The following is a 25,838-nucleotide window of genomic DNA, read 5'->3' as shown; positions in this document are numbered from 1 at the left end:
ATTGCGGAGAAGGGATTACAGGCCGGAGAGGCGCTGGCCGGCGCGGACCACGGCCATGGCGTGGCGCTCGCCGGGGCGGCGGCCGAGGCGTTCGATCGGACCGCTTATTGAAATTGACGCGATCACCCGCCCGGTGCGGTCGCGGATCGGCGCGGAGACGCTTGCCACACCGGGCTCGCGCTCGGCGACGCTCTGCGCCCAGCCGCGGCGGCGGACCTCGGCGAGGGTGCGTCCGGTGAACTTGCATCGCGGCAGCAGCGGCATGACCGCCTCGGGCGGCTCCCAGGCGAGCAGGATCTGCGCGGCCGAACCGGCGACCATCGGCAGCACCGAACCGACCGGGACGGTGTCACGAAGACCACTCGCGCGCTCGGCGGCGGCGACGCAGATGCGTTCGTCGGCGCGGCGCAAGTAAAGCTGCGCGCTTTCCCCGGTGGCGTCCCGCAATGCGGACAGCAGGGGTTCCGCGGCGGTCAGCAACACGTCCGGAGCGGCGTTCGCCAGCTCGCCCAGACGGGGGCCTGGACGCCACCTTCCCTGGGTGTCCCGGACCAGCATCCGATGGATCTCCAAGGCCTGTGCCAGGCGATGTGCGGTTGCCCGCGGCAGCTTCGTACGCTCGACTAACTCGGCCAGGCTGGCGCCGTCGACACAGGCCGCAAGAATGACGACCGCCTTGTCGAGAACGCCGACACCGCTCATACTGTGTCCCACAAGCCGAAACATACATTCCAGAATTTAGGATGTCCAGATGGTGGGAGTCACTCCCCAGAGCGGGAAACCCAGGACCCTGGCCGAGAAGGTCTGGGATGACCACGTGGTGCGCACGGCCGAGGGCGAGCCGGACCTGCTCTTCATCGACCTGCACCTGCTGCACGAGGTCACCAGCCCGCAGGCGTTCGACGGTCTCCGGATGGCCGGTCGCCCGGTCCGACGGACGGACCTCACGCTCGCGACGGAGGACCACAACACCCCGACCGGGTACGCGGATCCGTCCTTCAACACCCGCCGCGGCGATCTTCTGACGATCACCGACACCGTCTCGCGGACGCAGATCGAGACGCTGCGGAAGAACTGCGCCGAGTTCGGCGTGCAGATCCGCCCGCTGGGCGACGTGAACCAGGGCATCGTGCACGTGATCGGCCCGCAGCTCGGTCTCACCCAGCCGGGCATGACGATCGTCTGCGGTGACTCGCACACCGCCACCCACGGCGCGTTCGGCGCGCTCGCCTTCGGCATCGGCACCAGTGAGGTCGAGCACGTGCTCGCCACCCAGACGCTGCCGCAGGCGAAGCCGAAGACGATGGCCGTGACGGTCGTCGGCGAGCTGGCACCGGGCACGAGTGCGAAGGACCTGATCCTCGCCCTCATCACGCAGACCGGCACCGGCGGTGGCAACGGCCACATCGTGGAGTACCGCGGCGAGGCCATCCGATCCCTCTCCATGGAGGGCCGGATGACCATCTGCAACATGTCGATCGAGTGGGGCGCCAAGGCCGGCATGATCGCGCCGGACGAGACCACGTACGCGTACCTGAAGGGCCGCGAGCACGCGCCGCAGGGCGCTGAGTGGGACGCCGCCGTGGCGTACTGGAACACCCTCGCCACCGACGAGGACGCCGAGTACGACACCGAGATCATCCTGGACGCCTCGACGATCAGCCCGTTCATCACCTGGGGCACCAACCCGGGCCAGGGCGCCGCGCTCAACAGCGTCGTGCCGGCCCCCGAGGACTTCCTGGACGAGGTCGAGCGTGGCGCCGCCGAGCGCGCGCTGGCGTACATGGACCTCACGCCGGGCACCCCGTTCAAGGATGTCCCGGTCGACGTGGTCTTCGTCGGCTCGTGCACCAACGGCCGGCTCGAGGACCTGCGCGCCGCCGCCGACGTGATCCGCGGTCACAAGGTGGCCGACGGCGTCCGCATGATGATCGTGCCGGGGTCGTACCTGGTGCGGGAACAGGCCGAGGCCGAGGGTCTTGACCAGGTCTTCAAGGACGCGGGCGCCGAGTGGCGTTTCGCCGGCTGCTCGATGTGTCTGGGCATGAACCCGGACACGCTCAGCCCCGGCCAGCGTGCCGCCTCCACCTCCAACCGCAACTTCGAGGGCCGGCAGGGCAAGGGCGGGCGTACCCACCTCGTCTCGCCGCAGGTCGCCGCCGCCACCGCCGTGGTCGGCAAGCTGGCCGCTCCCGCGGACCTGTAGAGAAGGGGACTGAGACATGGACAAGTTCGTCACCCACAGCGGCACGGTCATGCCCCTGCGCCGCTCTGATGTGGACACCGACCAGATCATCCCGGCGGTCTATCTGAAGCGGGTCACCCGGACCGGTTTCGAGGACGGCCTCTTCAACGCCTGGCGTGAGGACCCGGACTTCGTGCTGAACAAGCCGGCCTACGCCGGCGCCACGATCCTGGTGGCCGGCCCGAACTTCGGCACCGGCTCGTCCCGGCAGCACGCCGTCTGGGCGCTGCGCGACTGGGGCTTCAAGGCGGTCATCGCCTCCCGGTTCGGCGACATCTTCCGGGGTAACTCCCTCAAGGAGGGACTGCTCCCGATCCAGCTCGACCAAAAGATCATCGAAAGCCTCTGGGATCTCGCCGAGAGCGAGCCGCAGAAGCAGATCACGGTCGACCTGGAAGCCCGCACGGTACGAGTCGACGACGCCGCTTACGGGTTCCCGATCGACGATTTCAGTCGCTGGCGCCTCATGGAAGGCCTCGACGACATCGGACTGACGTTGCGCCACGAAGAGACGATTACCGCGTACGAGAAGGGCCGTCCGGCTTTCAAGCCGGTCGTCGTCCTTTAGTCGATCTGAGTAGTCGAACTCTGCAATTCGCCCCTGCCGGGTCACCGGCAGGGGCGAATTCGTTGGGACACAACGGTTTTTTTGCGCGAATGTTTGTGTCTCCAGGTCACAGGGCATACCGTGCGCGCAGAATGGCCCGTGACGGGCCAGTTCTCACGTCCGGGAGGAAAACCGTGAACAAGGCCGAGCTCATCGAGGCGCTCGCTGTCCGACTGGGTGACAAAAAGATCGCGACCCAGGCACTGGACGCGTTCATCAGCGAGGTGCAGAACGCCGTCGCCAAGGGCGACAAGGTGGCCCTCACCGGCTTCGGCTCTTTCGAGAAGCGAGTGCGCAATGCGCGTACCGCACGGAATCCGCGAACCGGTGAGGCGGTAAAGGTCAAGAAGACGTCGGTCGCAGCATTCAAACCGGGAAGCACGTTCCGGGATCTCGTTGCGAGCGGCAAACCGGCAAAGGCCGCCACCGCTACGAAGACCACGGCGGCTAAGAAGACCGCTGTTTCCAAGGCGGCTCCGGCAGCTGCCAAGAAGACGGCTGCCAAGGCGACCGCTACCAAGGCGACCGCTACCAAGGCTGTTTCCAAGGCCGCGCCGGCCACCGCCAAGAAGACGGCTGCCAAGGCGACCGCTACCAAGGCGACGGCTACCAAGGCGACGGCGGCTAAGTCGACGGCGGCTAAGTCGACGGCAGCCAAGGCGACCGCCACTAAGGCGACCGCTTCAAAGGCGACCGCTTCAAAGGCGACCGCTTCTAAGGCCACTAAGGCGACCGCTGCCAAGCCGGCCGCGGCCAAGGCGACTGCCACCAAGTCAACGGCGGCCAAGTCGACCGCGGCCAAGTCCACGGCGGCCAAGTCGACAGTGGCCAAGGCCGCTCCGGCCAAGACGGCCGCGGTCAAGACCACGGCCGCCGCCGCCAAGAAGACGACGTCCCGCAAGACGGCCAGTCCGGCGGCCGCGCCGGCTCGGGCCCGCACCACCGCCACGGCACGCACGGCGTCGTCGCGAAAGGCTCGCTGAGCCGATAGCGGGCTCACCGAGCCCGTAGATATACGAGGGCGTCCACCCGTTGGGTGGGCGCCTTCCGTGTTCCCGCACGCCGCCGCCCGGCCCGTCCTACGGTCCGGGCATGGAACGGTGGGTACACAGGTCAGCGCCACGTGGTCTGGTCGCGCGCTCGTCCATCGCCGCGGTGCTGTTCGTCGTCGCCGTCCTGCCCGGATGGACACTCGGCGACCTGGCCGAGCACCGCACCGGTCAGCCGGTGCTGGACTGGCTGATCACCTGCGGATGGTCCGGGCTCGCGGTGGCCGTGTGCGCGCCGTGGTGCTCGTACCGGCGGCGGGACGGCTGGCTCGGCGCGGTCCCGCTGTACGGCTGGTACCTGCTGAGTGTGCTCAGCTGGCGGCTCGCGCTGTTGCCGTACCGGGACTGGGAGCCGCGGCGTGACGAGCTGTGGCGGGCCCGCTGGCTCACCGGTGACCTGCTCGGTTACTGGCGGTCGGACCCGCCGGCGGCCCGCGCGGTCACAGCCGCGAGGCGCCCAGCAGCCGCTCGCCGGACCAGGTGAGAAGCCAGCCGTCGCCCTTGCGGGTCTTGAACTCCTCGTGGTCCTCGCCACCGTGCAGCAGCGCCAGCAGCTGCGGCATCACCTTGCCCTGGCTGCACACCACGACCCGGCCGGCTTTGCGCAGGTCGGCGAGCCGGGTCCGGGCCATCGACAGCCGGGTTGCCAGATCCGTCGTCTCGGACGGCTCGGCGAACGCGGCGTCCAGGATGATCGGTGCGGCGCCGAGCGCGGCGGCCAGCGGTTCCAAGGTCTGCGAGCAGCGCAGCGGGGGAGCCGCCACCAGCCGGCGCGGCCGGAACGATGTCAGCGTCGCCGCGATCCGGTCGGCCTGCTTGGCGCCTTCCGGGTCGATCGGGCGCAGCGCGTCGCGCCCGTTCCACTTTTTCCGCTCGCCCGCGTGGGCGTGCCGGACCAGCGCGATCACCGAGGTCACCGGCGGCAGGGCGGCCACGTGGTCCAGCAGCTCCTGCTCCGCCGGATAGGTGAGCCGTTCCCGGGCCTCCGCCAGGGGCAGCCAGACGCGCTCGTCGACCTCGTCGGCGTCCTGCACCGGCCCGTCGCTCTCGGCGGGTGCCTGCAGCAGCCAGTACGCGACGTTCTTGGGCCGGCCGTCCGCCAGCGTGTAGTCGATGTCGGGCAGCCGCAGCAGCGGGATCCCGGCCGTGCCGGTCTCCTCCTCCACCTCGCGCAGCGCGCCGAGCAGGGCCGGCTCGCCGTCGGCCAGCTTGCCTTTCGGCAGGCTCCAGTCGTCGTATCGCGGGCGGTGCACGAGGCAGACCTCGGCACCGTCCGGGCGCGGGCGGTGGAGCACCCCGCCCGCGGCGAACTCGGCGTCCGGCATCAGGTCTTCTTGATGACGCGGCGGAGCAGGGCGTCCTGGAGGTGGACCTGCGGGCGGCCGGGCGTACCGAGGTTGCGCTGCCAGATGCCGTCGCCGTCCAGGTCCCAGCCCTCGGTCTGGTCCCGCATCGACATCTCGAGGACGTTGCGCATCTCCTCGCGGGCCGACGTGAGCGTGACCCGGACCAGGGCCTCCACCCGGCGGTCCAGGTTGCGGTGCATCAGGTCGGCGGAGCCCATCCAGTACTCGGAGTCGGGGCCCGGGCCGAACCGGAAGATCCGGGAGTGCTCCAGGAACCGGCCCACGATCGAGCGGACCCGGATGTTCTCCGACATGCCCTCCACACCCGGTCGCAGCGCGCACATCCCGCGGATGACCAGGTCGATTTTCACGCCGTCCTGGGAGGCGCGGTAGAGCGCGTCGATGGTCTCCTCGTCCACCAGCGAGTTCACCTTGATCTGCACCAGGGCCTCGCCGCCGGACCGGGCGATCCGGGCCTGTTCCTCGATCCGCTCGACCAGACCACGGCGTACGCCGTGCGGGGCCACCAGCAGACGCCGGAACGTGGTCTGCCGGCTGTACCCGGTGAGCACGTTGAACAGGTCGGTGACGTCCGCGCCCACCTCGGGGTCGGCGGTCAGCATGCCGAAGTCCTCGTAGAGCCGGGCGGTCTTCGGGTGATAGTTGCCGGTGCCGATGTGGCAGTACCGGCGGATCTGGTTGCCCTCCTGGCGTACGACGAGGGCGGTCTTGCAGTGCGTCTTCAGGCCGACCAGGCCGTAGACGACGTGGCAGCCGGCCCGCTCCAGGGTGCGTGCCCAGGCGATGTTCGCCACCTCGTCGAAACGGGCCTTCACCTCGACCAGGACCACCACCTGCTTGCCGGCGGCCGCCGCGTCCACCAGGGCGTCCACGATCGGCGAGTCACCCGAGGTCCGGTACAGCGTCTGCTTGATGGCCAGCACGTTCGGGTCGGCGGCGGCCTGCTCGATGAAGCGCTGCACGCTCGTCGAGAACGAGTGGTACGGGTGGTGCACCAGGATGTCGGACTCCCGCAGCCGGTTGAAGACGCTGCGTGGCACCTCGCCGTCGGCCAGCTGCGGATGGGTCGCCGGGACGAAAGGGCGGTCCTTCAGATCATCGCGGTCGCACTCGCCGAAGACCTGCCAGAGCGCCGACAGATCGAGCAGGCCGGGCACCCGCAGTACGTCGTGGCTGTCCATGTCGAGCTCACGGACCAGCAGGTCGAGCACGTGGTCGCTGATCGAGGCGGCCACCTCGAGCCGGACCGGCGGGCCGAACCGGCGCTGCGCGATCTCCCGCTCCAGCGCCTGGAGCAGGTCCTCGTCGCGGTCCTCGTCGACCTCCAGCTCGGCGTTGCGGGTCACCCGGAACGCGTGCACCTCCAGGATCTGCATGCCCGGGAAGAGCTGGTCGAGGTGGTTGGCGATGAGCTCCTCGATCGGCAGGAAGCGCACACCGCGGCTGTCGTTCTGCACGGTCACGAAGCGGGGAACGTTGTTCGGCACCTTTATCCGGGCGAACAGCTCGGGCGCGTCGCCGTCCGGGTACCGCAGGGCCACCGCGAGGTTCAGCGAGCGGCTGGAGATGTACGGGAACGGGTGCGCCGGGTCGACCGCGAGCGGCGTCAGCACCGGGAAGACCTGCTCACGGAAGAACGTCCGCAGCCGCCCCTGCTCGGGTGCGTCCAGTTCCCGCCAGCTGACCACCTCGATGCTCTCGGCGGCGAGTTTCGGCCGGACCTCGTCGGAGAAGCAGGCGGCGTGCCGGGTCACCAGGTCCGCGACCCGCTCGGTGATCATCTCGATCTGGTGGCGCAGCGGGGAACGGTCACCGCCGCGGACCGGCAGACCGGCGCTGAGCCGACGCTTCAGGCCGGCGACCCGGACCATGAAGAACTCGTCCAGGTTGCTCGCGAAGATGGCGAGGAATTTCGCCCGCTCCAGCAGCGGGGTGCCGGGGTCCTCGGCGAGGGCCAGCACGCGGGCGTTGAAGTCCAGCCAGGAGAGTTCCCGGTTCAGGAAGCGGTCGGACGGCAGGTAATAACGCTCGTCGATGATGGGCTCGACGTCCTCGTCCGTCACGTCGGTCACTTCCGTCACTATCTCCACGACCTGTTCCTCCGGTTTTGCCTCAGCCTCCACAGTCGTCTCGACAACGGCTGCGGGCTCGATCACCTCGACAGGTTGCGTCTCGGCGGTGTCAGGGGGGAGAAAGCGGCCGTTCGGGCCACGCCTGCGGGGCTCGGGGGTCCGGGGCGGGGTCTGCATGAGCCTATTCTTGCCGCTTCCGACGAAACGTGAAACGAACTACCGGATGATCAATTCAGACAACTCCGGGAATCGTCACCCGTGCGATCGTGCCGTCGGCGGCGGCCTCCACGGTGACCCGCTGCCCCAGACGTAGCAGCCGCAGGCCGGACCGTGCGAAGGCCTCCGCTGCGAACCCCAGTTCAGAGCCGTCGTCGAGCAGCAGCGTGCCGCTGCGGTTTTCCGGGTCGAAGGTCGCGATCGTCCCCTGCATAACGCAGAACGCTACCTGTTCCCGGCGGCTGTCATGCGGCCGATGTGCACGCCGCCGTGAGTCCGAGATCACGCAGGAGCTCACAGGTCCGCCGGCCGGCGCCGAGACCCAGCACGGTGCCGAGATCGGCGGCGGTGTCCACGTCCTGCCGCAGACCGGGCCAGTCGCCGGTGAGCGCGGTGGCGCCGGAGCCGGCGTGCGCCCGCGCCGAGTGCGGGCCGAACAGCGGCCGGAGCGGCTCACCCGGCGGCACCGCGAGCAGGACCGTGCCGGTGCCGGCCGCGTCCGGTACGAACGCCCGCCCGGCCACCCGGCCCAGCGCCTCGTCGAGCTGCTCGGGACGCAGGGCCGGCAGGTCGCCGGTGAGCACGGCCCGGTGGGTGGCGAGCCCGGCCACCTCGTCGGCGCCGTGCCGCATGGCGCCGTTCAGCCCGTCGCCCGGGTCCGGCGCCACCCGGGCGCCCAGCCGGCGGACCGCCACGGCGACCGCCGGATCGTCGGTGACCACCACGAGCCCGGCCACCGACGGGGTCGCCAGCACCGCGGCCACGGTGTCGCGCACCATGGCGAGCGCCAGCTCCGGATGCCGGTCGGCGGGCACCGCGCCCCGCAACCGCGTCTTGGCCGACCCCAGCCGCTTGACCGGGATCACCACGGTCCACTTCCGCACCACCACCAGATCAGTCTGCCCCACGACCTCCATCTGCGGTTTTGCGCACTTCGTAAGACCCCTCCCTGGTCGTGCCGGTTCCCAGCGGGCATGATTTCGTCGCAGGTGAACGTGGTGCGGCGCGGATACGTCGCCGATCGAGGGACGGGGGATGCCGTGGCGCAGCTCAGGCTCGGATTCTGGCAGCGTTTCGCGGTGATGCTGGTGGTGCCCGTCATGACCGCGCTGACCACGAAGACCTGGATCGGCCGGGCGAACGTGCCCAAGACCGGGCCGGTCATCCTGGTGCCGAACCACGTCTCGCACTTCGATCCACTCGTGGTCGCCCACTACGTCTACCGGGCCGGCCGCTGGCCCCGGTTCCTCGGCAAGGCCAGCGTCTGGCGGGTGCCGGTCATCGGGTTCCTGCTGCGCAAGACCCGGCAGATCCCGGTCGAACGAGGCAGTGTCGAGGCGGTGAAGTCGCTGGAGACGCTGGTCACGGCCCTGAACGAGGGCGATGCCGTGGTGATCTACCCGGAGGGCACAACCACCCGGCACCCCGACCTCTGGCCGATGCGCGGCAAGACCGGCGCTGCCCGGCTGGCCCTGCTCACCGGCGCTCCGGTGGTGCCGATGGCCGCCTGGGGACCGCAGGTGATCTTCGATCCGCGTACCAACAAGCTGAAGCTGCGGCGTACCCACATCACGGTCACCACCGGCAAGCCGATCGATCTGGCGCGCTGGTCCGGCGCCACGCCGAGCCGGGCGGTGCTGGAAGAGATGACCGAGGCGATCATGCTGGGTGTCCGGGATCTGCTCGGTGAGATCCGCGACGGCGAACCGCCGGCGCTCTATGAACGGCCCGCCCGCCGGGCCTCGACCTCGGAGGACGCACCATGAAGGCCGCCGTCATCGGATCCGGATCGTGGGGTACGGCGTTCGCGAAGGTGCTCGCCGACGCCGGCTCGGACGTGACCATGTGGGCACGGCGGGAAGCGGTCGCCACCGAGATCCGGGAGCAGCGGACCAACGAGGGGTCGCTTCCGGGCGTACGCCTGGCGCAGAACGTCACCGGCACGACCGACCTGGCCGAGGCGGTGTCCGGCGCCGAGCTGATCGCCATCGCGGTGCCGTCGCAGACCCTGCGCGCCAACCTCGCCGACTGGGCCTCGGCCTTTCCCCGCGACGCCACAGTGGTCTCGCTCATGAAGGGCATCGAGCTCGGCACCCTCAAGCGGATGAGCGAGGTGATCGTCGACACGGCCGGCGTCGCCGCGGACCGGGTGGTGGTGGTCTCCGGACCCAACCTGGCACCCGAGATCGCCGCGAACCAGCCCACCGCGACCGTGGTGGCCTGCTCCGACGAGGGCCGCGCCAAGCAGGTGCAGCACGCGCTGGCCACGCCGTACTTCCGGCCGTACACCAGCGACGACGTGATCGGCTGCGAGCTCGGCGGCGCCACCAAGAACGTGATCGCGCTGGCGTACGGCATGGCCGTCGCGATCGGCCTCGGCGACAACACCCGCGCTTCGCTGATCACTCGCGGTCTCGCCGAGACGGCCCGGCTCGGTGTCGCCCTCGGCGCCGACCCGCTGACCTTCGCCGGCCTGGCCGGGCTCGGCGACCTGGTCGCCTCCTGCTCGTCGCCGCTGGCCCGCAACCGCACCTTCGGCGAGCACCTCGGCCGCGGCGAGTCGCTGGAGCAGGCGCAGGTCGCCACCCGGCAGACCGCCGAAGGCGTGAAGAGCTGCCTCTCCCTCCGCGACCTGGCCCGGGCGAACGGCGTCGAGATGCCGATCGTCGAGCAGGTCGAACGCGTCTGCCACGAGGGCGCCGACCCGCGGGTCGCGGTGAAACTGCTGATGACACGAGAGATGAAACCCGAGTGACTTACTCCGACGGCACCCGTTCGGTCCACGCCGGTCTGCCCGCGCCCGTGGTCGGTGAGCCTTTCCTGCCCGGTCCGGTCTTCGCGGCGCCGTACCACCTCGATCCGGCCACCGGGCCCGGCGAGCACGGTTACGCCCGCACCGAGCACCCCACCCGGGAGCTTCTGGAATCAGCGATCGGCGCGCTCGAAGGCGCGCCCGCCCTGGTCTTCGCGAGCGGCCAGGCGGCGATCACCGCCCTGCTCCTCGCGGTGCTTCGCACCGGCGACACGGTCGCGCTCCCCGCGGACGGATATTTCACGGTACGCGCATTCGCCGAAACCACGCTTCGTGACCTGGGCGTCAAACTCGTACTGATTCCAACGGCATCGCACCCATACCCTGATCTGACGGGCGTGCGGCTGGTGCTGCTGGAAACGCCGGCCAACCCGGGCCTCGACGTCTGTGACATCCGTGCGATCTCCGCGGCTGCCCACGCGGCCGGCGCGCTCGTGGCCGTCGACAACACCACTGCCACGCCGCTCGGGCAGAACCCGCTGGCCCTCGGCGCCGACCTGGTCGTCGCCTCCGGCACGAAGGCGTTGACCGGGCACTCCGACGTGCTGCTCGGTTACGTCGCGGCCACCGACCCGGAGCTGCTCGGCAGGGTGGAGACGTGGCGCAAGCAGACCGGCGCGGTACCGGGCGCCTTCGACTGCTGGCTGGCCCACCGCTCGATCGCCACCCTGGACCTGCGGCTCGCCCGGCAGAGCCAGAACGCGGCAGCCGTCGCCGAACTGCTGCTCACCCGCCCCGACGTGACCGGCGTGCGGTGGCCGGGCCTGCCGTCCGACCCGTCGTACCCGATCGCCTCGACCCAGATGCGCCGCATCCCCGGGGTGGTCTCGTTCGACCTGGGCTCCGCCGAGCGCGTGGCCCGCTTCCTGGAGTCGGCCGAACTGGTCTTCGCGGCGACAAGCTTCGGCGGGGTGCACACCACAGCGGACCGGCGAGCACAGTGGGGTGACGACACGGCACCGGGCTTCGTCCGATTCTCCTGCGGCATCGAGGACACCACCGACCTGATCGCGGACATCACGGCGGCCCTGGACTCCTCCCGATGACCGGCAGCTTCAGCGCCGATGAGGTGGCAGCGCTCACCCAGGGCGAGAGCTTCTTCCTGTCGCCGGGGGAGCGGGACTGCCCCGGCTGCGGCGAGCGCCGGCTGCGGGCCTATTTCACGACACCGGAGAATGCCCGCCGCCCCACCCTGGTGAGTTACGTGTGGTGCGCCGGATGCGCCAAGTTCGTCGGCACCCGCGCCAAGCACCCGGACGGCCTGATCTTCTCCGACCCGCTCGCGGCCCTGCCACCGTCCGAGCGCCGCGAGCTGGAGCGCAGCCTCACGGGCTTCCTGTCCCACCTGGACACCCTCTGGGACACCGGCGTCCTCCCACAGACCTTCGCCGCCTGACCCCGCCGAGACAGCACCCCTACCCGACCCGACACGCAGCAGCGGCGGGTCGCTCGCGTGGCGTCGACTCCGACCCCGACCCCGACCCCGACTCCGCCGACTCCGCTGGCCCGGCCCGGCCCGGCTCGGCAGCCGAGCGCCCGCTGAACGAGCCGAGCCGTAGTCTAGCCATGTAATCGGACCCTCATTACATGGCTGAGCTACGGCTCGCGCATGGCCTACGAGCCTGAACACCCCGTCACCCCGTCACCCCGTCACCGTGTCGCGAAATGGGCCTGGGCGGAGATGCGGCGGCCCGTTGGGTTGAGCTCGGGGGATTTCAGGGGTCGGCGGCGGAGTGCGCCGGGGGGAGGGGCGTCAGGGCCTCGGGCTGACGGTAGGACGTTGATGCGTTTGTGGGCCTTCGATGTGCGTATCAAAAAGGGGTTGGAGGACGCACCCAGCCGGCGCGAAGGACGGGACGCGCTCAGCCGGTGGTTTATCCGTGGGTGGAGACGAAGTCGTGGAGCCAGTTGCGGGGGACTTCGGAACTGGCGCGGGGGCCGATGCGGCGTAACGCTTCGGCGGGGCGGATGCCCAGCAGGGTGAGGGTCATTGTCGACAGGAGTGTGGAGCGGCCTACGCCGCCGGTTGACTGGGTGACCACGAAGCGGCCGGAGCGGACGTCCTGAGCGAGGCGGGCGGCGAGCGCGACCACCTCGGTGGCCTCCTCGCGCTTCACCGGATCCGCGGCGTCCGGGAAGGAGACCAGCTCGATGCCGGCGGTATCGCCCTCGGCGCCCATGCCGGTGAAGACCAGAGTTTGTACGCCTGACCGGGCCAGAGCGCCCAGTTCCAGAGCCGACCACGGCTCCTGTGGTGAGTGCGCGATCGTCGCCAGCTGGCCCGGACCGGGGCCGGCGATCACGTGGAGTGCTGGAGCCATGACCTGTTCGTTCCCCTGCCTCGCCAGATCCCATATTCGGCTTACGCAGAGTAGGGTCACCCCCGGCATGACCGCTAGCGAAAGGCACCGAGTTCAGTGACGACCCCCCGGAAGACCCGCGTCGCGATCGTGTTCGGCGGTCGTAGTACTGAGCACGCCATTTCCTGCGTGAGCGCGGGCGCCATCCTCGGCGCGCTGGACCCGGATCAGTACGAAGCGGTCCCGGTCGGAATCACCCGCGAGGGTCGCTGGGTCCTGCCCACCGGCGAGCGGTCGCAGCTGGCGATCTCCGGTAACAAGCTGCCGGAGATCACCGCATCGTCGGGCGACGGTGTGGTGCTCGCCGCGGACCCCACCACTTCTTCGTCGCTGGGCGACGTGGACGTGGTCTTCCCGGTGCTGCACGGCGCCTACGGCGAGGACGGCACGATCCAGGGGATGCTGGAGATGGCCGGGATCCCCTATGTCGGGGCCAACGTCTTCGCCTCCGCCGCGGCCATGGACAAGGAATTCACCAAGAAGCTCGCGATCGCCGAGGGCATCCCGGTCGGGCCCTACGCCGTCCTGCGCGCCGGTGTCTCGCTCTCCGAGGCGGACAAGGAACGGCTCGGCCTTCCGGTCTTCGTGAAGCCGTCCCGGGCCGGTTCGTCCACCGGCATCACCAAGATCTCCGACTGGGCCGATCTGGACGCGGCGGTCGCCACGGCCCGGCAGATCGACCCGAAGGTGCTCGTCGAGGCCGCGATCGTCGGCCGCGAGATCGAGTGTGGTGTTCTCGAGGGTGAGACCGGTGGCTCGCCCGAGGCGTCGCTGCTCGCCGAGATCCACGTGGACGACGCCGAGTGGTACGACTTCGAGACGAAGTACCTGGTGGGCAGCCGGTTCACGATCCCGGCCTCGCTCCCGGACTCCATAGCGAAGCAGGTCCAGGAGTACGCGCTGCGGACCTTCACCGCTCTGGACTGTGCCGGTCTCGCCCGGGTCGACTTCTTCGTGACGGAGTCCGGTGAGGTCTTCCTGAACGAGATCAACACGATGCCGGGGATGACGCCCACGTCGATGTTCCCGATGATGTGGGCGGCGACCGGGCTGGAGTACCCGAAGGTCGTCGACCGGTTGATCCGCACCGCGTTGCGGCGCGGAACCGGCCTGCACTGAGACCGGCTTCGCGCTAGCTGATCTGGCAGCCGCTCGGCATCGTGTCGAGCGGCTTCGACTTCACTGTCTTCACGACCGTGTCGGAGAACTCGTTCGCCCACTGTGCCGGGTTGTCGTAGTGATCAGGAACGGTCACCTGGACCGGGACTTCGCGGTCCATCGTGGTGATCGTGGCTCCGGTGCCGCCTGACTTGGCGTACCAGCAGACCCTGTTCATGATCAGGAGCTCGGTGTCCATCGGGACGCAGCCCGGGGTCGCGTCCTGCAGCGACTCGCACATGACGGGCGCGGGCACGCCGCAGGAGACCGTGATCGGCGGCTCGCCGTACGCGGCGTTCTGCTCGTGCCCGGCCGTCACCGTGCGGGCCGGCAGGTCGCGGATCTTCGCCGGGAGCTGGGACGTGACCGCCAGGCAGACGGTGGCGGTGCGCTCGTCCAGTTTCGGGGCGTCGATGGTGACGGCGGTACTGGGAACGGGCAGCGATTGGGATTTTTCCGACTTTTCGGAATTATCGGGTTGAATAGTGATGAAAGCTAGCACGCCGACCAGTAGGGTCACCGGTACCGCGATCGCGGTCGCCCAGATGGCGGCCGCCCGCTTCACCGGGTCCTTCTTCTCTGGGGTTTGCTGCGGCGTGTCCAGATTCACCATGGTCAGAGGTTTACCACGGAGCATGTGAGCGTCCGCGTGATACCCGGTACGTACTGGACCTTGCTCACAATCAGCCCGCCGAGCTCGTCCACGGTGTGCGCCTCGGTCAGGACGACAACGTCGTACGGCCCGGTCACGGCGTCCACACGGACTACCCCCGGTATCTTCTCGATCGCGGCGGCCACGTCACGGGCCTTACCGACCTCAGTTTGGATGAGGATGTATGCCTGGACCACGATCGACTCCAATCCGCCACCGTCGGTGATCCCTCGGTCGTGAAACTACCGTACGAAGCGGCCCGGGAGCGGGACGCCACCATCGAAGGACTTTGACGTGAGCATCCCAGAAGGCGGCGAGTTCGGACTAATCGGCCGAATCGTCTCTCGGCTCGGCTCCGGCCCGGCCACCATCCTCGGCCCGGGGGACGACGCCGCCATCGTGCGCGCTCCCGACGGGCGGGTCGTCGCCTCCACCGACGTGCTCGTCGACGGCCGCCATTTCCGCCGCGACTGGTGCGGTCCCGAAGACATCGGGCACCGGGCCGCGGCCGCCAACCTCGCCGACATCGCCGCCATGGGCGCGGTGCCGACAGCGCTGCTGGTCGCGCTCTGCGTACCGCCCGGCGTCGACACCGAATGGATCGAAAGCCTCGCCGACGGCCTCAGCGCCGAAGCCGCCGTCGTCGGCGCGAGCGTGGTGGGCGGCGACACCTCCTCCAGCCCGACTCTGACGATCGCGGTCACCGCACTGGGAGACCTGGGCGGCGCGGCTCCGGTCCGCAGGGACGGGGCACAGCCAGGCGACATTCTCGCCCTTTCCGGCCGGATCGGGTACGCGGCCGCGGGACTCACGGTTCTTTCGCGAGGATTCCGTACGCCGAAGAAGCTCGTCGAGGCGTACCGCCGCCCGGAGATCCGGTACGCGGCCGGTCCGGAGGCAGCGGCCCTGGGCGCCACCTCGATGATCGACATCTCCGACGGGCTGCTGCAGGACCTGGGACACATCGCGTCGTCCAGCCTCGTGGCGATCGACATCGACCCGGAAGCCTTCGACGTGCCGGCCCAGATGCGGGACGCGGCCAAGGCGCTCGGCGTCGACCCGTACCAATGGGTCCTGGCCGGAGGCGACGACCACCCGCTCGCGGCGACGTTCCCGCCGGAGGTTTCCTTGCCGCCGGAGTGGCAGGTGATCGGCACGGTGCACGACGGCTCCGGCGTGACCGTCGACCGCAAGCCCTGGAGCGGGGGCCTGGGCTGGGACCACTTCCGCTGAGTTCTAGTCTTTGCTGGTGTCAGAGATCTCGATAAGGTCGGCGGAATTCGACGACCCGGATGTGCAAGTGTTGGTCGCGGCGAACCTGCGTGACCTGTCCGAGAGATACGGCGGCACCGGGGACGACACCCCGATCTCCGGGAAGGACTTCACCCCGCCGGCCGGGGCGTTCTTCGTAGCCGTGCTCGACGACAAGCTGATCGGAAGCGCGGGCTGGCGCCGCCACGGCTCATCTGACGCCGAGCTGAAGCGAATGTTCACGCTTTCGGCAGCCCGGGGTCGCGGCGTGGCCCGGCGGATGCTGGCGGTCATCGAAGAGTCGGCCCGGGAGGCGGGGTGTGCCCGGGTGGTGCTGGAAACCGGCGACAAGCAGCCGGAGGCGATAGCGCTTTACGAGTCGGCGGGGTACGTGAGGATCCCGGACTTCGGGTTTTATCAGGGGCACGAGGGCGTGTTGTCGTACGCGAAGGCGTTGTAGGAGTTCGCTGGCACTCGGCGCCGGCCAGTCGCCGTCCGCGTGGCCCCTGCCATCCGCGCGGCCCCTGCTGTTCGGGTGGCCCCTGCTGTTCGGGTGGCCCTGCTGTTCGGGTGGCCCTGCTATTCGGGTGGCCCTGCTATTCGGGTGGCCCTGCTATTCGGGTGGCCCCTCCCATCCGTGCGGCCCGCACCGATCGTCAGCGGGCCGGGGTCCCTCCGCCGATCTTGAGCGATTTTCCACCCAATAGAGTCGAAAGTCGCTCAAGATCCGCGGGGTGCGGCGCCGAGTGGACACCGAGCGTTCGAGGACTTGCCGCAGCCGCCCGCCGCAACCGCCCGCCGCAACCGTTCCGCTGCGGTCCGTCGCCGTGACGTCCGCCGCGGTCCTCCGCTGTGACGTCCGCTGCGGTCTGCTGCTTGGCTTCCGCTGCTTTGTGCTCGCTGCGGACCGGCAGGCCCCCGATCTTGAGCGATCGTTGACCCTTGGCGGTAGAGAATCGCTCAAGATCGGGGGCCGACGGACGGGTGCCAGCTGAGCCGATCGGCGCCTGCCGCTGCCGCTGGCCCGCCCGCCCGCTGCTGCTGCCGCCACCGCCGCCACCGCCACCGCCACCGCTGGCCCGCCCGCTGCTGCTGCCGCCACCGCTGGCCCGCCCGCTGCTGCTGCTGTTGCCGCCGGCCCGCCTGCTGTTGCGCCCGCTGCTGCCCGCGCGGCTGTTGCCCGCTGGCACTCGTCGCTGCTGCGAGCCCAGCCCTTTCGGCGATCTTGAGCGAATTTTCACCCTTGGGAGTCGAGAGTCGCTCAAGATCCGCGGGCGACGGCGACGGCGACGGCGACGGCGACGGCGACGGCGACGGCGACGGACAGGCGGACAGGCGGACAGCCGGACAGACGGACAGACGGACGGGCGGCGACGGCGACGGACGGGGGCGACGGGCGGGCGGCTGGCGGACGGGGGAGCTGCGATGGGGCTTTCGCAGGCTTTGCCGCAGTTTCCGTTGTGGTCCGCTGCTGTTGGTGCTGACGCCCGCTTCCTGCTCGCGCGACCTTCCCCTCGGGATCTTGAGCGATCTTCTACCTCGGAGGGTGGGGATTCGCTCAAGATTGGCGGGGGTGTGTGCCGCGGCGTGCCGTTGCGGTTGCGGCATGCGGGTGGATGCGCTTCTCCTGCGGATCTTGAGCGATCTTCCACGCTCGGGTGTCGAAGATCGCTCAAGATTGCCGAAGCGGCGAGGCGTGATGGCGGTGCTGCGGGCGTTACGGGCGTTTCGGGCGTGGGGCGTCCGACAGGGCCTGGCGTAGCTGGGCCACCACCTCGGCAGGGGCGTGGCGGATGGCCCAGGCTGGGAAGCGGAGTACCCGCTCGCCCGGGAGCCACAGCTCGTTCTGGCGGCGCATGTCGATCCACCACTGCCGAATTTCCATGTGGTGGCTGCCGTCGATCTCGACGTGTACGCCGTGGTCGGGGAAGTAGGCGTCCAGGTAGTTGCGGCGGCCCGCGTGGTCGCGGCGTGGCTTCTGCAGCTCGGGTTCGGGCAGGCGGGCGGTTCGGCACAGGCGTACGAACTCGGCCTCGGGAAGGGACCGCACGCCGTTCGCGGCGTCGCCGATTGTTTCCCGGATCACCGCACGGTGGCGTATGCGGGGCATGGCGGCCACGGCGGCGGACATCTCCTCGGCGCGCACCAGGCGCTGCTGGAACCCGGCCAGGATGATCGTCGCGGCGCGGCGTTCTGACGGCTGCCACTGTGCGGCGTCGAGCAGAGAACGGGCCGGCCTCGTGCTCGGTGGGGAACTCGCCGGATGGAGTTCGGAGCGGAGCATCCTGGTGGTGCGGTGCACGGTTACGCCGGGCGGCGGTCGTTTCGGGACCAGGCGGGCCGGCACGATGACGTGGATCGTCGGGTCCGGGAAGCCACGAAATCCGAGGATCTCCAGGGCGGAGAGGCCGCCCAGGCTTGCCAGATGGCCGTTGACGGCGCCCAGGACGGCGATCCACCGGCGTTCGGCGGGTCCGATCGGGCCGGAATGCGCGACGTACACGCCGGGATGTGCGGTCTGCCATCGGCCGGACGTGAGCCGATGACGTAACGCCCGTTCGGTCAGATGGTGGAGTGCCTGAGCTCGGGTGATCACCTGGCACTGCCGTTCCAGCAACAGCATGGCGACGGATTCTGGCCGATCGGCAACGCTGCCGCAGACAGGCCTGTGGAAAACTCCGGGCTGCAGAAACCCCGGGCTGTGGATAACGCGATGTAGCCGCCGACCCGAAGGGCGGCGGCTACATCTTTAGAATTGTTGGGTCAGGTCAGGCGCGGACAACCTTGCCAGCCTTGATGCACGAGGTGCAGGCCTTGACCTTCTTGGTGGTCCCGCCACCGGCCGGGGTGCGCACCGACTGGATGTTCGGGTTCCAGCGGCGGTTGGTCCGCCGGTGCGAGTGGGACACGTTGTGGCCGAAGCCCGGTCCCTTGCCACAGACGTCGCACACGCTAGCCACGGGATACTCCTGGGTTTGATACGAACTTTGATACGAAACTGGAGGGGCCCGGCTGACAAGCATGGCCAGGCAACCCGGCGAGCTTACCCGACCCATGGGGGTAAGAACCAATCGCCCCCGCTCAGGGTGCGTGCCGGGCGATTGTCAGGGGTGGTTAGTACGATTTTCGCGTGCTGGAGACCCTCGATGCCGCTGCCGTACGCCGCTGGTGCGGTGGTGGGCTCGAGTCGTTGCGGGCGCACCAGCGCGAGATCGACGAGCTGAACGTCTACCCGGTGCCCGACGGCGACACCGGCACCAACCTGGTCCTGACGCTGACGGCGGCCTATGAGGCGCTGGACGAGGAGACCCACGAGACCAGGGACTCCTACGGGAGCTCGGATCCGGGCCGGCCTCTCGACCGGCTGATGCGCCGGATGGCCCGGGGCGCTCTGCTGGGCGCCCGGGGCAACTCGGGCGTGATCGTGTCGCAGATCCTGCGGGGGATGGCCGACACGTTCGCCGACGCGGTCTCGGTGCGGGGCAAGGAGCTGGCACGCGCGTTGCGCATGGCGAGCGACGCGGCGTACGCGGCGGTGGCCCGCCCGGTCGAGGGCACGGTGCTGTCGGTCGTGGCCGCCGCGGCCGAGGGGGCCGGCCGGATCAAGTCGGACAACCTGGTGGCCGTGGCGCGAGCGGCGGCCCGGTCGGCGGCCGAGGCGCTGGCGCGTACGCCGCAGCAGCTTCCGGTGCTGGCCCGGGCCGGTGTGGTTGACGCCGGGGGCCGGGGCCTCTGCCTGCTGCTGGACGCCTTGGTCGAGGCGGTGGCCGATGACGGACATGCAGGACAGGTCGGAAATGTTCGGGAAGTCGAATTGAGCGATGCGGACGAGCGCTCCGATCCAGGCCGAGATCAGCCTCGCCGAGCCGCCCCCGCCGCGCTGGACGCCGTGCCTGCCGCGCTGGACGCCTCGCCCGCACCGCCGGACGCCGCCCCCGCCGGCCATGACCAGGCTGCGGACTGCGCTGGTTACGGCTTCGAGGTTCAGTTCCTGATCGACGCCTGGCCCGAGGCTGTCGCCAGCCTCAGGGCGGCTCTGGAGGCCGTCGGTGACTCGCTGGTCATCGTCGGGACCGGGGACGGGGAGCCACCCACGTGGAACGTTCACGTGCACGTCACCGACATCGGCCCTGCGATCGAGGCCGGAATCGCGGCGGGTCGGCCGTACAAAATCAGTGTGACCCAGCTGGAGGAGAAACGGCCTGGACGTGATCTCCGGGCCGCGGTGGTCGTCGCCGACGGCGACGGGCTCACCGCGCTCTTCGAGGGGGAGGGCGCCACGGTGGTCGATCGAAACCCGTCGACGGCCGAGCTGCTTGCCGCGATCGCCGCGACCGGCGCGGGTTCGGTGGTGCTGCTGCCGAACGATGCGAACACGCATGCCGTGGCCAGTTCGGCGGCGCGCGAGGCGTCGGTCGGGGGTGTGCAGGTCAGTGTGGTGCCGACCCGTTCGCCGGTGCAGGCGCTCGCCGCGCTCGCGGTGCGTGACCAGCAGCGGCCGTTCGCTGACGACGTGATCGCGATGGCTGAGGCGGCCGGTGCGTGCCGATCCGGCGAGGTCTGCACGGCACAGCGGGATGCGCTCACGGTGGCCGGTCCGTGCCGCTCAGGCGATCTGCTCGGGCTGGTCGACGGTGAGGTGCATGTGATCGGCGAGGACGTGACCGAGGTGAGCCGCCGGCTGTTGGACCGGATGCTCGGCGGCGGCGGTGAGCTGGTCACCTGTGTGCTCGGCGCGGACGCCCCGCCCGGCCTCGAGGCGAAACTGAGAGCGCACGTGCACCGGACCTGGCCGTTCATCGAGATGCAGTGCTACACGGGCGGACAGCCCCGATATCACCTTCTGGCAGGAGTCGAATGACCACGACCGGCACCCCGCTGACCAAGGTGCTCGGCGCCAAGACCGCGAAAGCTCTCGCCGACCACCTGGACCTGCACACGGCGGGTGACCTGATTTATCACTTCCCGCGACGGTACGACGAGCGTGGCGAGCACACCGACCTGCGTCGTCTGGAGGTGGACGAGCAGGTCACCGTGCTGGCGCAGGTTCAGGGGATCAGCCTCAAGCCGTTCCGGGCACGCAAGGGCAACATGCTGGAGGTCACCATCGGTGACGGCACGGGCGCGACGCTGAGCTGCACGTTCTTCAACCAGGCGTGGCGTGAGCGGGAGCTGCGCAAGGGTGTGTGGGGCCTGTTCGCCGGCAAGGTCACCGAGTTCCGGGGCAAACGCCAGCTGAACGGCCCGGCCTATCAGCTGCTCAAGGCGGACGCGACGCAGGACGACGCGGCCGCCGAGATCGAGGAGTTCGCCGGCGCGCTGATCCCGGTCTACCCGGCGGCGCAGGCCGTGCCGACCTGGACGATCGCGAAATGCGTGCGGACGCTGCTGGACACGCTGGAGCCGCCGGCCGACCCGATGCCCGGTGACGTACGGGGCAAGCGGGGCCTGGTCGGCATCGGCACGGCCCTTCAGGAGATCCACCGGCCCAGTTCCGAGGAGGCGCTGTACCGCGCGAAGCATCGGCTCAAGTGGGACGAGGCGTTCGCCGTACAGCTGACGCTCGTGCAACGCCGGGCACGCGCGGCCGCGGCGCCCGGCACCGCCCGGCCGCGCGCCGAGGCCGGGCTGCTGGCGAAATTCGACGCTTCGCTTCCCTATGAGCTGACCGAGGGCCAGCGCGAGGTGGGTGAGGAGATCGCGGCCGATCTCTCCCGGCCTCACCCCATGCACCGGCTCCTTCAGGGCGAGGTCGGTTCCGGCAAGACCCTCGTTTCGGTACGCGCGATGCTGCAGGTCGTCGACGCCGGCGGACAGGCCGCATTGCTGGCACCGACCGAGGTGCTCGCCACCCAGCACGCCCGCGGGATCAGCGCCCAGCTCGGGGCGCTCGCCAGGGCCGGTGAGCTGGACGGCGACCCGGAAGGCACCCAGCTCACCCTGGTCACCGGCTCGCTCGGCGCGGCGGCCCGGCGTGCGGCGCTGGCCAAGCTCGCGGACGGGAGCGCCGGCATCGTCGTGGGCACGCACGCCCTTCTGTACGAGGGAGTCGACTTCAAGGACCTGGGACTCGTGGTCGTCGACGAGCAGCACCGGTTCGGGGTGGAGCAGCGCGACGCGTTGCGGGCGAAAGCGGCCCGCCCGCCGCACGTGCTGGTGATGACGGCGACGCCGATCCCGCGCACGGTGGCGATGACTGTCTACGGCGACCTGGAGACGTCGATCCTGTCGCAGCTGCCGCGCGGCCGGTCGCCGATCGCGTCGCACGTGGTGCCCGCCCTGGACAAGCCGGCGTTCCTGGACCGGGCCTGGGTGCGGATCAAGGAAGAGGTGAAGGCGGGCCATCAGGCCTATGTGGTGTGCCCGCGGATCGGAGACGACGAGGACGCTCCTCCGAAAGAGGGGGAGGACGGCGCCCGGCGCCCGCCGCTCGCCGTCACCGAGGTGCTGCCGCTGCTGGAGCACGACTATCTCAAGGGCCTGCGGATCGGCATGCTGCACGGCAAGATGCCGGCCGAGGACAAGGACAAGGTCATGCGTACGTTCGCCGCCGGCGACCTGGACGTGCTGGTGGCGACCACTGTCATCGAGGTGGGCGTCGACGTTCCGAACTCGACGGTGATGCTGATCCTGGACGCCGACCGGTTCGGTGTCTCCCAGCTGCACCAGCTGCGCGGCCGGGTGGGCCGTGGCTCGGCGCCCGGCATCTGCCTGCTGCACACCGAGGCGGCGGAGGGCTCGGCGGCCCGGGAGCGGCTGGACGCGGTGGCGTCGACCACGGACGGCTTCAAACTGTCCGAGATCGACCTGGAACAGCGTCGGGAGGGTGACGTGCTTGGTGCGTCCCAGTCCGGGAAGAACTCGCACCTGCGGCTGCTCTCGCTGCTCCGGGACGAGAAACTGATCAAGGAAGCTCGAGCGGAGGCGTCGGAGCTGATCGGCGACGATCCCGACCTCACCCGCTACCCGGCGCTGGCCGCTTCGGTGTCCGCGCTGGTCGACGAGGAACGCGCCGAGTACTTGGAGAAGGGTTGATCGTGCACATCTGTCCGGCCGACGCGTGGAATTCCGCGCTCGCGGCCGGCTCATACGACGGCGACACACTCGCCACCGAAGGCTTCATCCACTGCTCGCCGGTGGACTGGGTGCACGTGCCGGCGACGCTGCGGTTCCGGGGGCGTACCGACCTGCTGGTCCTGGAGATCGACGAGTCGCTGGTGGACGTCCCGGTGGTGTGGGAGGACGGGGTCCCGCCGTCGCCGGACGGCCGGCAATTCCCGCACATCTACGGGCGGCTCCCGGTTGCGGCGGTGACCTCGGCAAAGCCGTATCTGCCGCTTGAGGACGGGTCGTTCCCGGCTCTTGGATAGCAAAAAGGGGCGCGCCGACCGGCGCGCCCCTTTTCAGTGGTTCTTTATCAGGCCTTGAAGTTCAGCTTGCGCCGACGGGCCATGAAGAAGAGACCCGCACCGACGGCGACGAGCAGCGCAGCGCCGCCCGCGACGCCACCGGCGGCCGCACCGGTCACCGGCAGCGACTCGTCGTTGTCGCTGACCGGGGTGGTGGCGACCGGCGTGGTGCTGGTGCTGGCGCTCTCCGACGGGGTGGCGGTGCTCTCCGACGGCGTGGCCGACGGGGTCTCGGCCGGGGTGCTCACCGAGGGGGAGGCACTCGGGGTGCCCTCGGTCGGCGGCGTGGTCGCGCAGTCCTCCGGCTTGGTCCAGCTCACGATGCCGTTGGAGTTGGTGAGGTCACCGGAGACGGTGACGGCCAGGTTCTCCTTGGCCGGGAAGCTGACGTCGGTGGTCTCGCCGGCCTTCACGGTGACGGTCTTGGCGTCGCCGTTGCCCTCGTTCGGGGTGAAGGTGACGGTCGCGTCCTTGCCACCGGCCGGGTTGACGACCTTGAAGGTCAGCTCGTCGCAGGTGCTGGCCGAGGTGAGCACAGCCGGAACCGGCTCCGGGGTGACACAGCCTTCCGGCTTGGCCCAGCTGCCGGCGTAAAGCTCCTTGCCGGCGGCCTTCACCGAGATGTTGGTGGCGTTGGTGGCCGGAACCGTGACGCTGCCCAGGCTGTTCGGCTCGACGGTGACGGTCTCGCTGTAGCCGCCGTCCGCGGTGATCTCGAACTTGGTGGCGTCGGTGGTCTTCGGGTTGACCAGGCTGATCTTGACGTTGCCGTCACAGTCCGAGACCGGCTCGGCGACCGGCTTGGCCGAGCAGACGCCCTGGCCGCCGTTCCAGTGCGCGAGCTTACGGGTCCCGTAGAGGTCGTCGTTGCTGACCAGCGGGTTGATGATGCGCTTGCCGCGGACCAGGTCGACCTGGGCGTAGCAGTCCGGAACCGGGACGCCCGAGAAGGTCAGGGTGCCGGAGGTCGCGTCCTTGTTGATCTGCTGGGTCTGGCTGCCGAAGAGGTACTGCGGCAGCGCGAACTTCGCGGACGTCGCGGTGTAGCTGAGCATGTTGACGACCAGGTCGTCACAGAGCGGAGCCGCGTCCTTGTAGGTGACGACGGCGTTTGTCTTGCCGCCTTCCCAGCCCGAGACCTCAAGCTTCGCGTCGGTGGAGCTGACACAGCCGGGCAGCGGTTCGGTGTTGTCCGTGGCGCTGGCGGGGGAGGCGACGCTCATCAGGCCGGTCAGGCCCAGCAGAGCGCCGGCCGCGACGAGTGCGACGCGGCGGAGGGGGGTGTATCGCAAGATCTTCTCCAGGGGAAACGGGAGGGATGTACGAAGGGCGCGCCGACGAATTCCGTCGACGCGCCCCCCGGTTGTTGCTGTGATCGAACTAAGTGGTGCGAGTGCCTATCAGGCGGTGAACTTCAGCTTCCGGCGGCGGGCCGCGAAGAAGAGGAAGCCACCGATGGCCAGCAGGGCCACGGCGCCGGCGGCGACGCCACCAGCGGCGGCACCGGTGACGGGCAGGCCGCCCTCGTCGCCTTCGCCACCAGCTGCGCCACCCTCGTCACAGTCGGCCGGAGCCTCGTACGCGATGGTCGCGGCCTCGTCCTCGTAGCCCTGCGGGGTCGCGACGACCTCGAGGCCCTCGGAAGCGGGGAAGTCGGCGGTCTTGGTCTCACCCGGCTGCGCGGTGACGGTCTGGGTCTCGCCCGTGGTCGGGTCGAAGGTGACCGTGATGGCCTCGGGCCAGTCGGACGGAACCTCGATGCCGACGGTCAGGGTGTCGCACGTGGTGTCGTAGACGAAGATCGGCTCGGTGGCCGGGATCTCCGCCGGGACGGACTCGCTCGGAGTCGGGGTGGCGCTCGGGGTCACGCTGACGGTCGCGCTGGGCGACTCGGAGACCGGGGTGCTCGGGGACTCCGACACCGGGGCGCTGGCCGACGGGGACTCCGACGCCGGCGTGCTGGGCGACTCGGAGACCGGCGTGCTCGGGGACTCGGAGACCGGGGTGCTCGGGGACTCCGACACCGGGGTGCTCGGGGACTCGGAGACCGGCGTGCTGGGCGACTCGGAGACCGGGGTGCTCGGGGACTCGGAGACCGGGGTGCTCGGCGACGTGGTCGGCGCGCACTTCTTGATCTTCTTGCCCTTGTGGCCGGTCGGCAGGGTGGCCGTGCCGGAGCGGGTGCCGGTGTACGTCCACTTGTTGCTCTGCCACTCACCGGTAACGGTGAGCTCGGCCTTGGTCGAGGTGGTCTTGATGGTCTGCTTGACCTCGAGGCCGCCGCGAGCCGGGATGACCGTTCCGACCTCGATGCCGCTCACGCTGACGGTCTCAGCGGTGGGTGCGGCGGTGTAGGAGGTGACCTTCCCGTCGAACTTCTCGCTGCTGTCCACCTCCCACGTGACGGTCCAGGTCTCGCCGTCGCCGCTGATGCAGATGTTCTTGTCGTTGATCTCCGGGTGGCACGCCAGGGCGGGCACGCCGGTGGTCAGCACACCGAGCAGACCGAGGGTCGCACCAGCGACCAGCGTTCCGGTCCGCTTGAGCGCGGTGGAGGACAGGTTCACGCCATCTCCTGTGTAAGGGGTCAGGAAGGAGTGCGCGAGGAAAGCCGGCTCTGGCCACATGTGGACGGAGTGA

The 25,838-nt window shown here is 69.8% G+C and carries 26 protein-coding genes; 14 read left to right on the top strand and 12 right to left on the bottom strand.

What is annotated here, in order from left to right; all coding sequences use genetic code 11:
- Positions 1-15: 15 nt before the first annotated feature.
- Entirely contained in the window at positions 16-702 is a 687-nt protein-coding gene (locus tag B0I29_RS39370; RefSeq protein WP_014447202.1) for an IclR family transcriptional regulator, read from the bottom strand.
- Positions 703-751: 49 nt separating this feature from the next.
- Here B0I29_RS39370 and leuC point away from each other — a divergent pair, with 49 nt between their 5' ends.
- From leuC to B0I29_RS39350, 4 genes are all read left to right on the top strand, one after another.
- Positions 752-2,206: a 3-isopropylmalate dehydratase large subunit gene (gene leuC, locus B0I29_RS39365; RefSeq protein WP_111654273.1), complete on the top strand. Its 1,455-nt coding sequence runs from the start codon at positions 752-754 to the stop codon at positions 2,204-2,206.
- 16 nt (positions 2,207-2,222) lie between these two features.
- The gene (gene leuD / locus B0I29_RS39360) at positions 2,223-2,813 is read left to right on the top strand and encodes a 3-isopropylmalate dehydratase small subunit (protein WP_111654272.1); all 591 of its coding nucleotides are present in this window, start codon (positions 2,223-2,225) and stop codon (positions 2,811-2,813) included.
- Positions 2,814-2,986: 173 nt separating this feature from the next.
- On the top strand, positions 2,987-3,835 hold the full coding sequence (locus tag B0I29_RS39355; RefSeq protein ID WP_111654271.1) for an HU family DNA-binding protein: 849 nt from the start codon (positions 2,987-2,989) through the stop codon (positions 3,833-3,835).
- Positions 3,836-3,944: 109 nt separating this feature from the next.
- Positions 3,945-4,385 carry a hypothetical protein gene (locus tag B0I29_RS39350; RefSeq protein ID WP_111654270.1) on the top strand — a complete coding sequence of 147 codons (441 nt, stop codon included), beginning with the start codon at positions 3,945-3,947 and terminating at the stop codon, positions 4,383-4,385.
- Here the strand turns inward: B0I29_RS39350 and B0I29_RS39345 are convergent.
- From B0I29_RS39345 to cofC, 4 genes are read right to left on the bottom strand one after another with little or no spacing between them, the layout of a single operon-like run.
- A complete protein-coding gene (locus B0I29_RS39345; protein WP_111654269.1) occupies positions 4,342-5,226 on the bottom strand; it encodes an NUDIX hydrolase in 885 nt (294 codons plus the stop codon). The genes B0I29_RS39350 and B0I29_RS39345 overlap by 44 nt on opposite strands.
- Positions 5,226-7,517 carry an RNA degradosome polyphosphate kinase gene (locus B0I29_RS39340; RefSeq protein ID WP_111654268.1) on the bottom strand — a complete coding sequence of 764 codons (2,292 nt, stop codon included), beginning with the start codon at positions 7,515-7,517 and terminating at the stop codon, positions 5,226-5,228. Before B0I29_RS39340 ends, B0I29_RS39345 begins: the two co-directional genes overlap by 1 nt.
- Positions 7,518-7,572: 55 nt before the next feature.
- Positions 7,573-7,770 carry a cold-shock protein gene (locus tag B0I29_RS39335; RefSeq protein WP_111654267.1) on the bottom strand — a complete coding sequence of 66 codons (198 nt, stop codon included), beginning with the start codon at positions 7,768-7,770 and terminating at the stop codon, positions 7,573-7,575.
- 31 nt (positions 7,771-7,801) lie between these two features.
- Complete coding sequence (gene cofC / locus B0I29_RS39330; RefSeq protein WP_375790591.1) at positions 7,802-8,464, bottom strand: 2-phospho-L-lactate guanylyltransferase; 663 nt, start codon at positions 8,462-8,464, stop codon at positions 7,802-7,804.
- Between the two features lie 132 nt (positions 8,465-8,596).
- Here cofC and B0I29_RS39325 point away from each other — a divergent pair, with 132 nt between their 5' ends.
- From B0I29_RS39325 to B0I29_RS39310, 4 genes are read left to right on the top strand one after another with little or no spacing between them, the layout of a single operon-like run.
- Positions 8,597-9,322, top strand: coding sequence for a lysophospholipid acyltransferase family protein (locus tag B0I29_RS39325; RefSeq protein ID WP_111654266.1), 726 nt, complete (start codon positions 8,597-8,599; stop codon positions 9,320-9,322).
- Positions 9,319-10,311 carry an NAD(P)H-dependent glycerol-3-phosphate dehydrogenase gene (locus B0I29_RS39320; RefSeq protein ID WP_111654265.1) on the top strand — a complete coding sequence of 331 codons (993 nt, stop codon included), beginning with the start codon at positions 9,319-9,321 and terminating at the stop codon, positions 10,309-10,311. The genes B0I29_RS39325 and B0I29_RS39320 overlap by 4 nt, the downstream gene beginning before the upstream one ends.
- Positions 10,308-11,414, top strand: coding sequence for a cystathionine gamma-lyase (locus B0I29_RS39315; RefSeq protein ID WP_111654264.1), 1,107 nt, complete (start codon positions 10,308-10,310; stop codon positions 11,412-11,414). Before B0I29_RS39320 ends, B0I29_RS39315 begins: the two co-directional genes overlap by 4 nt.
- Positions 11,411-11,764 (top strand): hypothetical protein, encoded by a 354-nt coding sequence (locus tag B0I29_RS39310; protein WP_111654263.1) that lies wholly within the window; start codon positions 11,411-11,413, stop codon positions 11,762-11,764. Before B0I29_RS39315 ends, B0I29_RS39310 begins: the two co-directional genes overlap by 4 nt.
- Positions 11,765-12,242: 478 nt before the next feature.
- Here the strand turns inward: B0I29_RS39310 and B0I29_RS39305 are convergent, their stop codons facing one another.
- Positions 12,243-12,689, bottom strand: coding sequence for a hypothetical protein (locus tag B0I29_RS39305; RefSeq protein ID WP_111654262.1), 447 nt, complete (start codon positions 12,687-12,689; stop codon positions 12,243-12,245).
- 96 nt (positions 12,690-12,785) lie between these two features.
- On the opposite strand from B0I29_RS39305, the gene B0I29_RS39300 reads away from it, so the two are divergent.
- Positions 12,786-13,847: a D-alanine--D-alanine ligase family protein gene (locus tag B0I29_RS39300; protein ID WP_111654261.1), complete on the top strand. Its 1,062-nt coding sequence runs from the start codon at positions 12,786-12,788 to the stop codon at positions 13,845-13,847.
- A gap of 13 nt (positions 13,848-13,860) precedes the next feature.
- On the opposite strand, the gene B0I29_RS39295 is transcribed toward B0I29_RS39300, so the two are convergent.
- Entirely contained in the window at positions 13,861-14,499 is a 639-nt protein-coding gene (locus B0I29_RS39295; protein WP_111654260.1) for a DUF3515 domain-containing protein, read from the bottom strand.
- Between the two features lie 2 nt (positions 14,500-14,501).
- On the bottom strand, positions 14,502-14,735 hold the full coding sequence (locus B0I29_RS39290) for an Lrp/AsnC ligand binding domain-containing protein (RefSeq protein ID WP_014447186.1): 234 nt from the start codon (positions 14,733-14,735) through the stop codon (positions 14,502-14,504).
- A gap of 97 nt (positions 14,736-14,832) precedes the next feature.
- Between B0I29_RS39290 and B0I29_RS39285 the strand changes: the two genes are divergently transcribed.
- Together B0I29_RS39285 and B0I29_RS39280 are read left to right on the top strand one after the other, a co-directional pair.
- Positions 14,833-15,771 (top strand): thiamine-phosphate kinase, encoded by a 939-nt coding sequence (locus tag B0I29_RS39285; RefSeq protein WP_111654259.1) that lies wholly within the window; start codon positions 14,833-14,835, stop codon positions 15,769-15,771.
- Between the two features lie 16 nt (positions 15,772-15,787).
- A complete protein-coding gene (locus B0I29_RS39280) occupies positions 15,788-16,249 on the top strand; it encodes a GNAT family N-acetyltransferase (protein ID WP_111654368.1) in 462 nt (153 codons plus the stop codon).
- A 1,257-nt stretch (positions 16,250-17,506) separates the two neighbouring features.
- On the opposite strand, the gene B0I29_RS39275 is transcribed toward B0I29_RS39280, so the two are convergent.
- Complete coding sequence (locus B0I29_RS39275) at positions 17,507-18,412, bottom strand: PDDEXK family nuclease (RefSeq protein ID WP_111654258.1); 906 nt, start codon at positions 18,410-18,412, stop codon at positions 17,507-17,509.
- 145 nt (positions 18,413-18,557) lie between these two features.
- Positions 18,558-18,749 carry a 50S ribosomal protein L28 gene (rpmB, locus tag B0I29_RS39270; protein ID WP_111654257.1) on the bottom strand — a complete coding sequence of 64 codons (192 nt, stop codon included), beginning with the start codon at positions 18,747-18,749 and terminating at the stop codon, positions 18,558-18,560.
- Positions 18,750-18,919: 170 nt separating this feature from the next.
- Between rpmB and B0I29_RS39265 the strand changes: the two genes are divergently transcribed.
- From B0I29_RS39265 to B0I29_RS39255, 3 genes are read left to right on the top strand one after another with little or no spacing between them, the layout of a single operon-like run.
- A complete protein-coding gene (locus tag B0I29_RS39265; RefSeq protein ID WP_111654256.1) occupies positions 18,920-20,650 on the top strand; it encodes a DAK2 domain-containing protein in 1,731 nt (576 codons plus the stop codon).
- Complete coding sequence (recG, locus tag B0I29_RS39260; RefSeq protein WP_111654255.1) at positions 20,647-22,824, top strand: ATP-dependent DNA helicase RecG; 2,178 nt, start codon at positions 20,647-20,649, stop codon at positions 22,822-22,824. The genes B0I29_RS39265 and recG overlap by 4 nt, the downstream gene beginning before the upstream one ends.
- A gap of 2 nt (positions 22,825-22,826) precedes the next feature.
- Entirely contained in the window at positions 22,827-23,159 is a 333-nt protein-coding gene (locus B0I29_RS39255) for a DUF952 domain-containing protein (protein WP_245973131.1), read from the top strand.
- Positions 23,160-23,206: 47 nt separating this feature from the next.
- On the opposite strand, the gene B0I29_RS47180 is transcribed toward B0I29_RS39255, so the two are convergent.
- Positions 23,207-24,490: a hypothetical protein gene (locus tag B0I29_RS47180; protein ID WP_111654253.1), complete on the bottom strand. Its 1,284-nt coding sequence runs from the start codon at positions 24,488-24,490 to the stop codon at positions 23,207-23,209.
- 108 nt (positions 24,491-24,598) lie between these two features.
- On the bottom strand, positions 24,599-25,765 hold the full coding sequence (locus B0I29_RS46145; RefSeq protein ID WP_181558210.1) for a hypothetical protein: 1,167 nt from the start codon (positions 25,763-25,765) through the stop codon (positions 24,599-24,601).
- Between the last annotated feature and the right edge of the window lie 73 nt (positions 25,766-25,838).

This window comes from Actinoplanes lutulentus (assembly GCF_003259845.1).
GTDB classification, from domain to species: Bacteria; Actinomycetota; Actinomycetes; order Mycobacteriales; family Micromonosporaceae; genus Actinoplanes; species Actinoplanes lutulentus.
The sequence above is the reverse complement of the archived record's forward strand: the minus strand, read 5'-3'. Positions and strand labels throughout refer to the sequence as shown.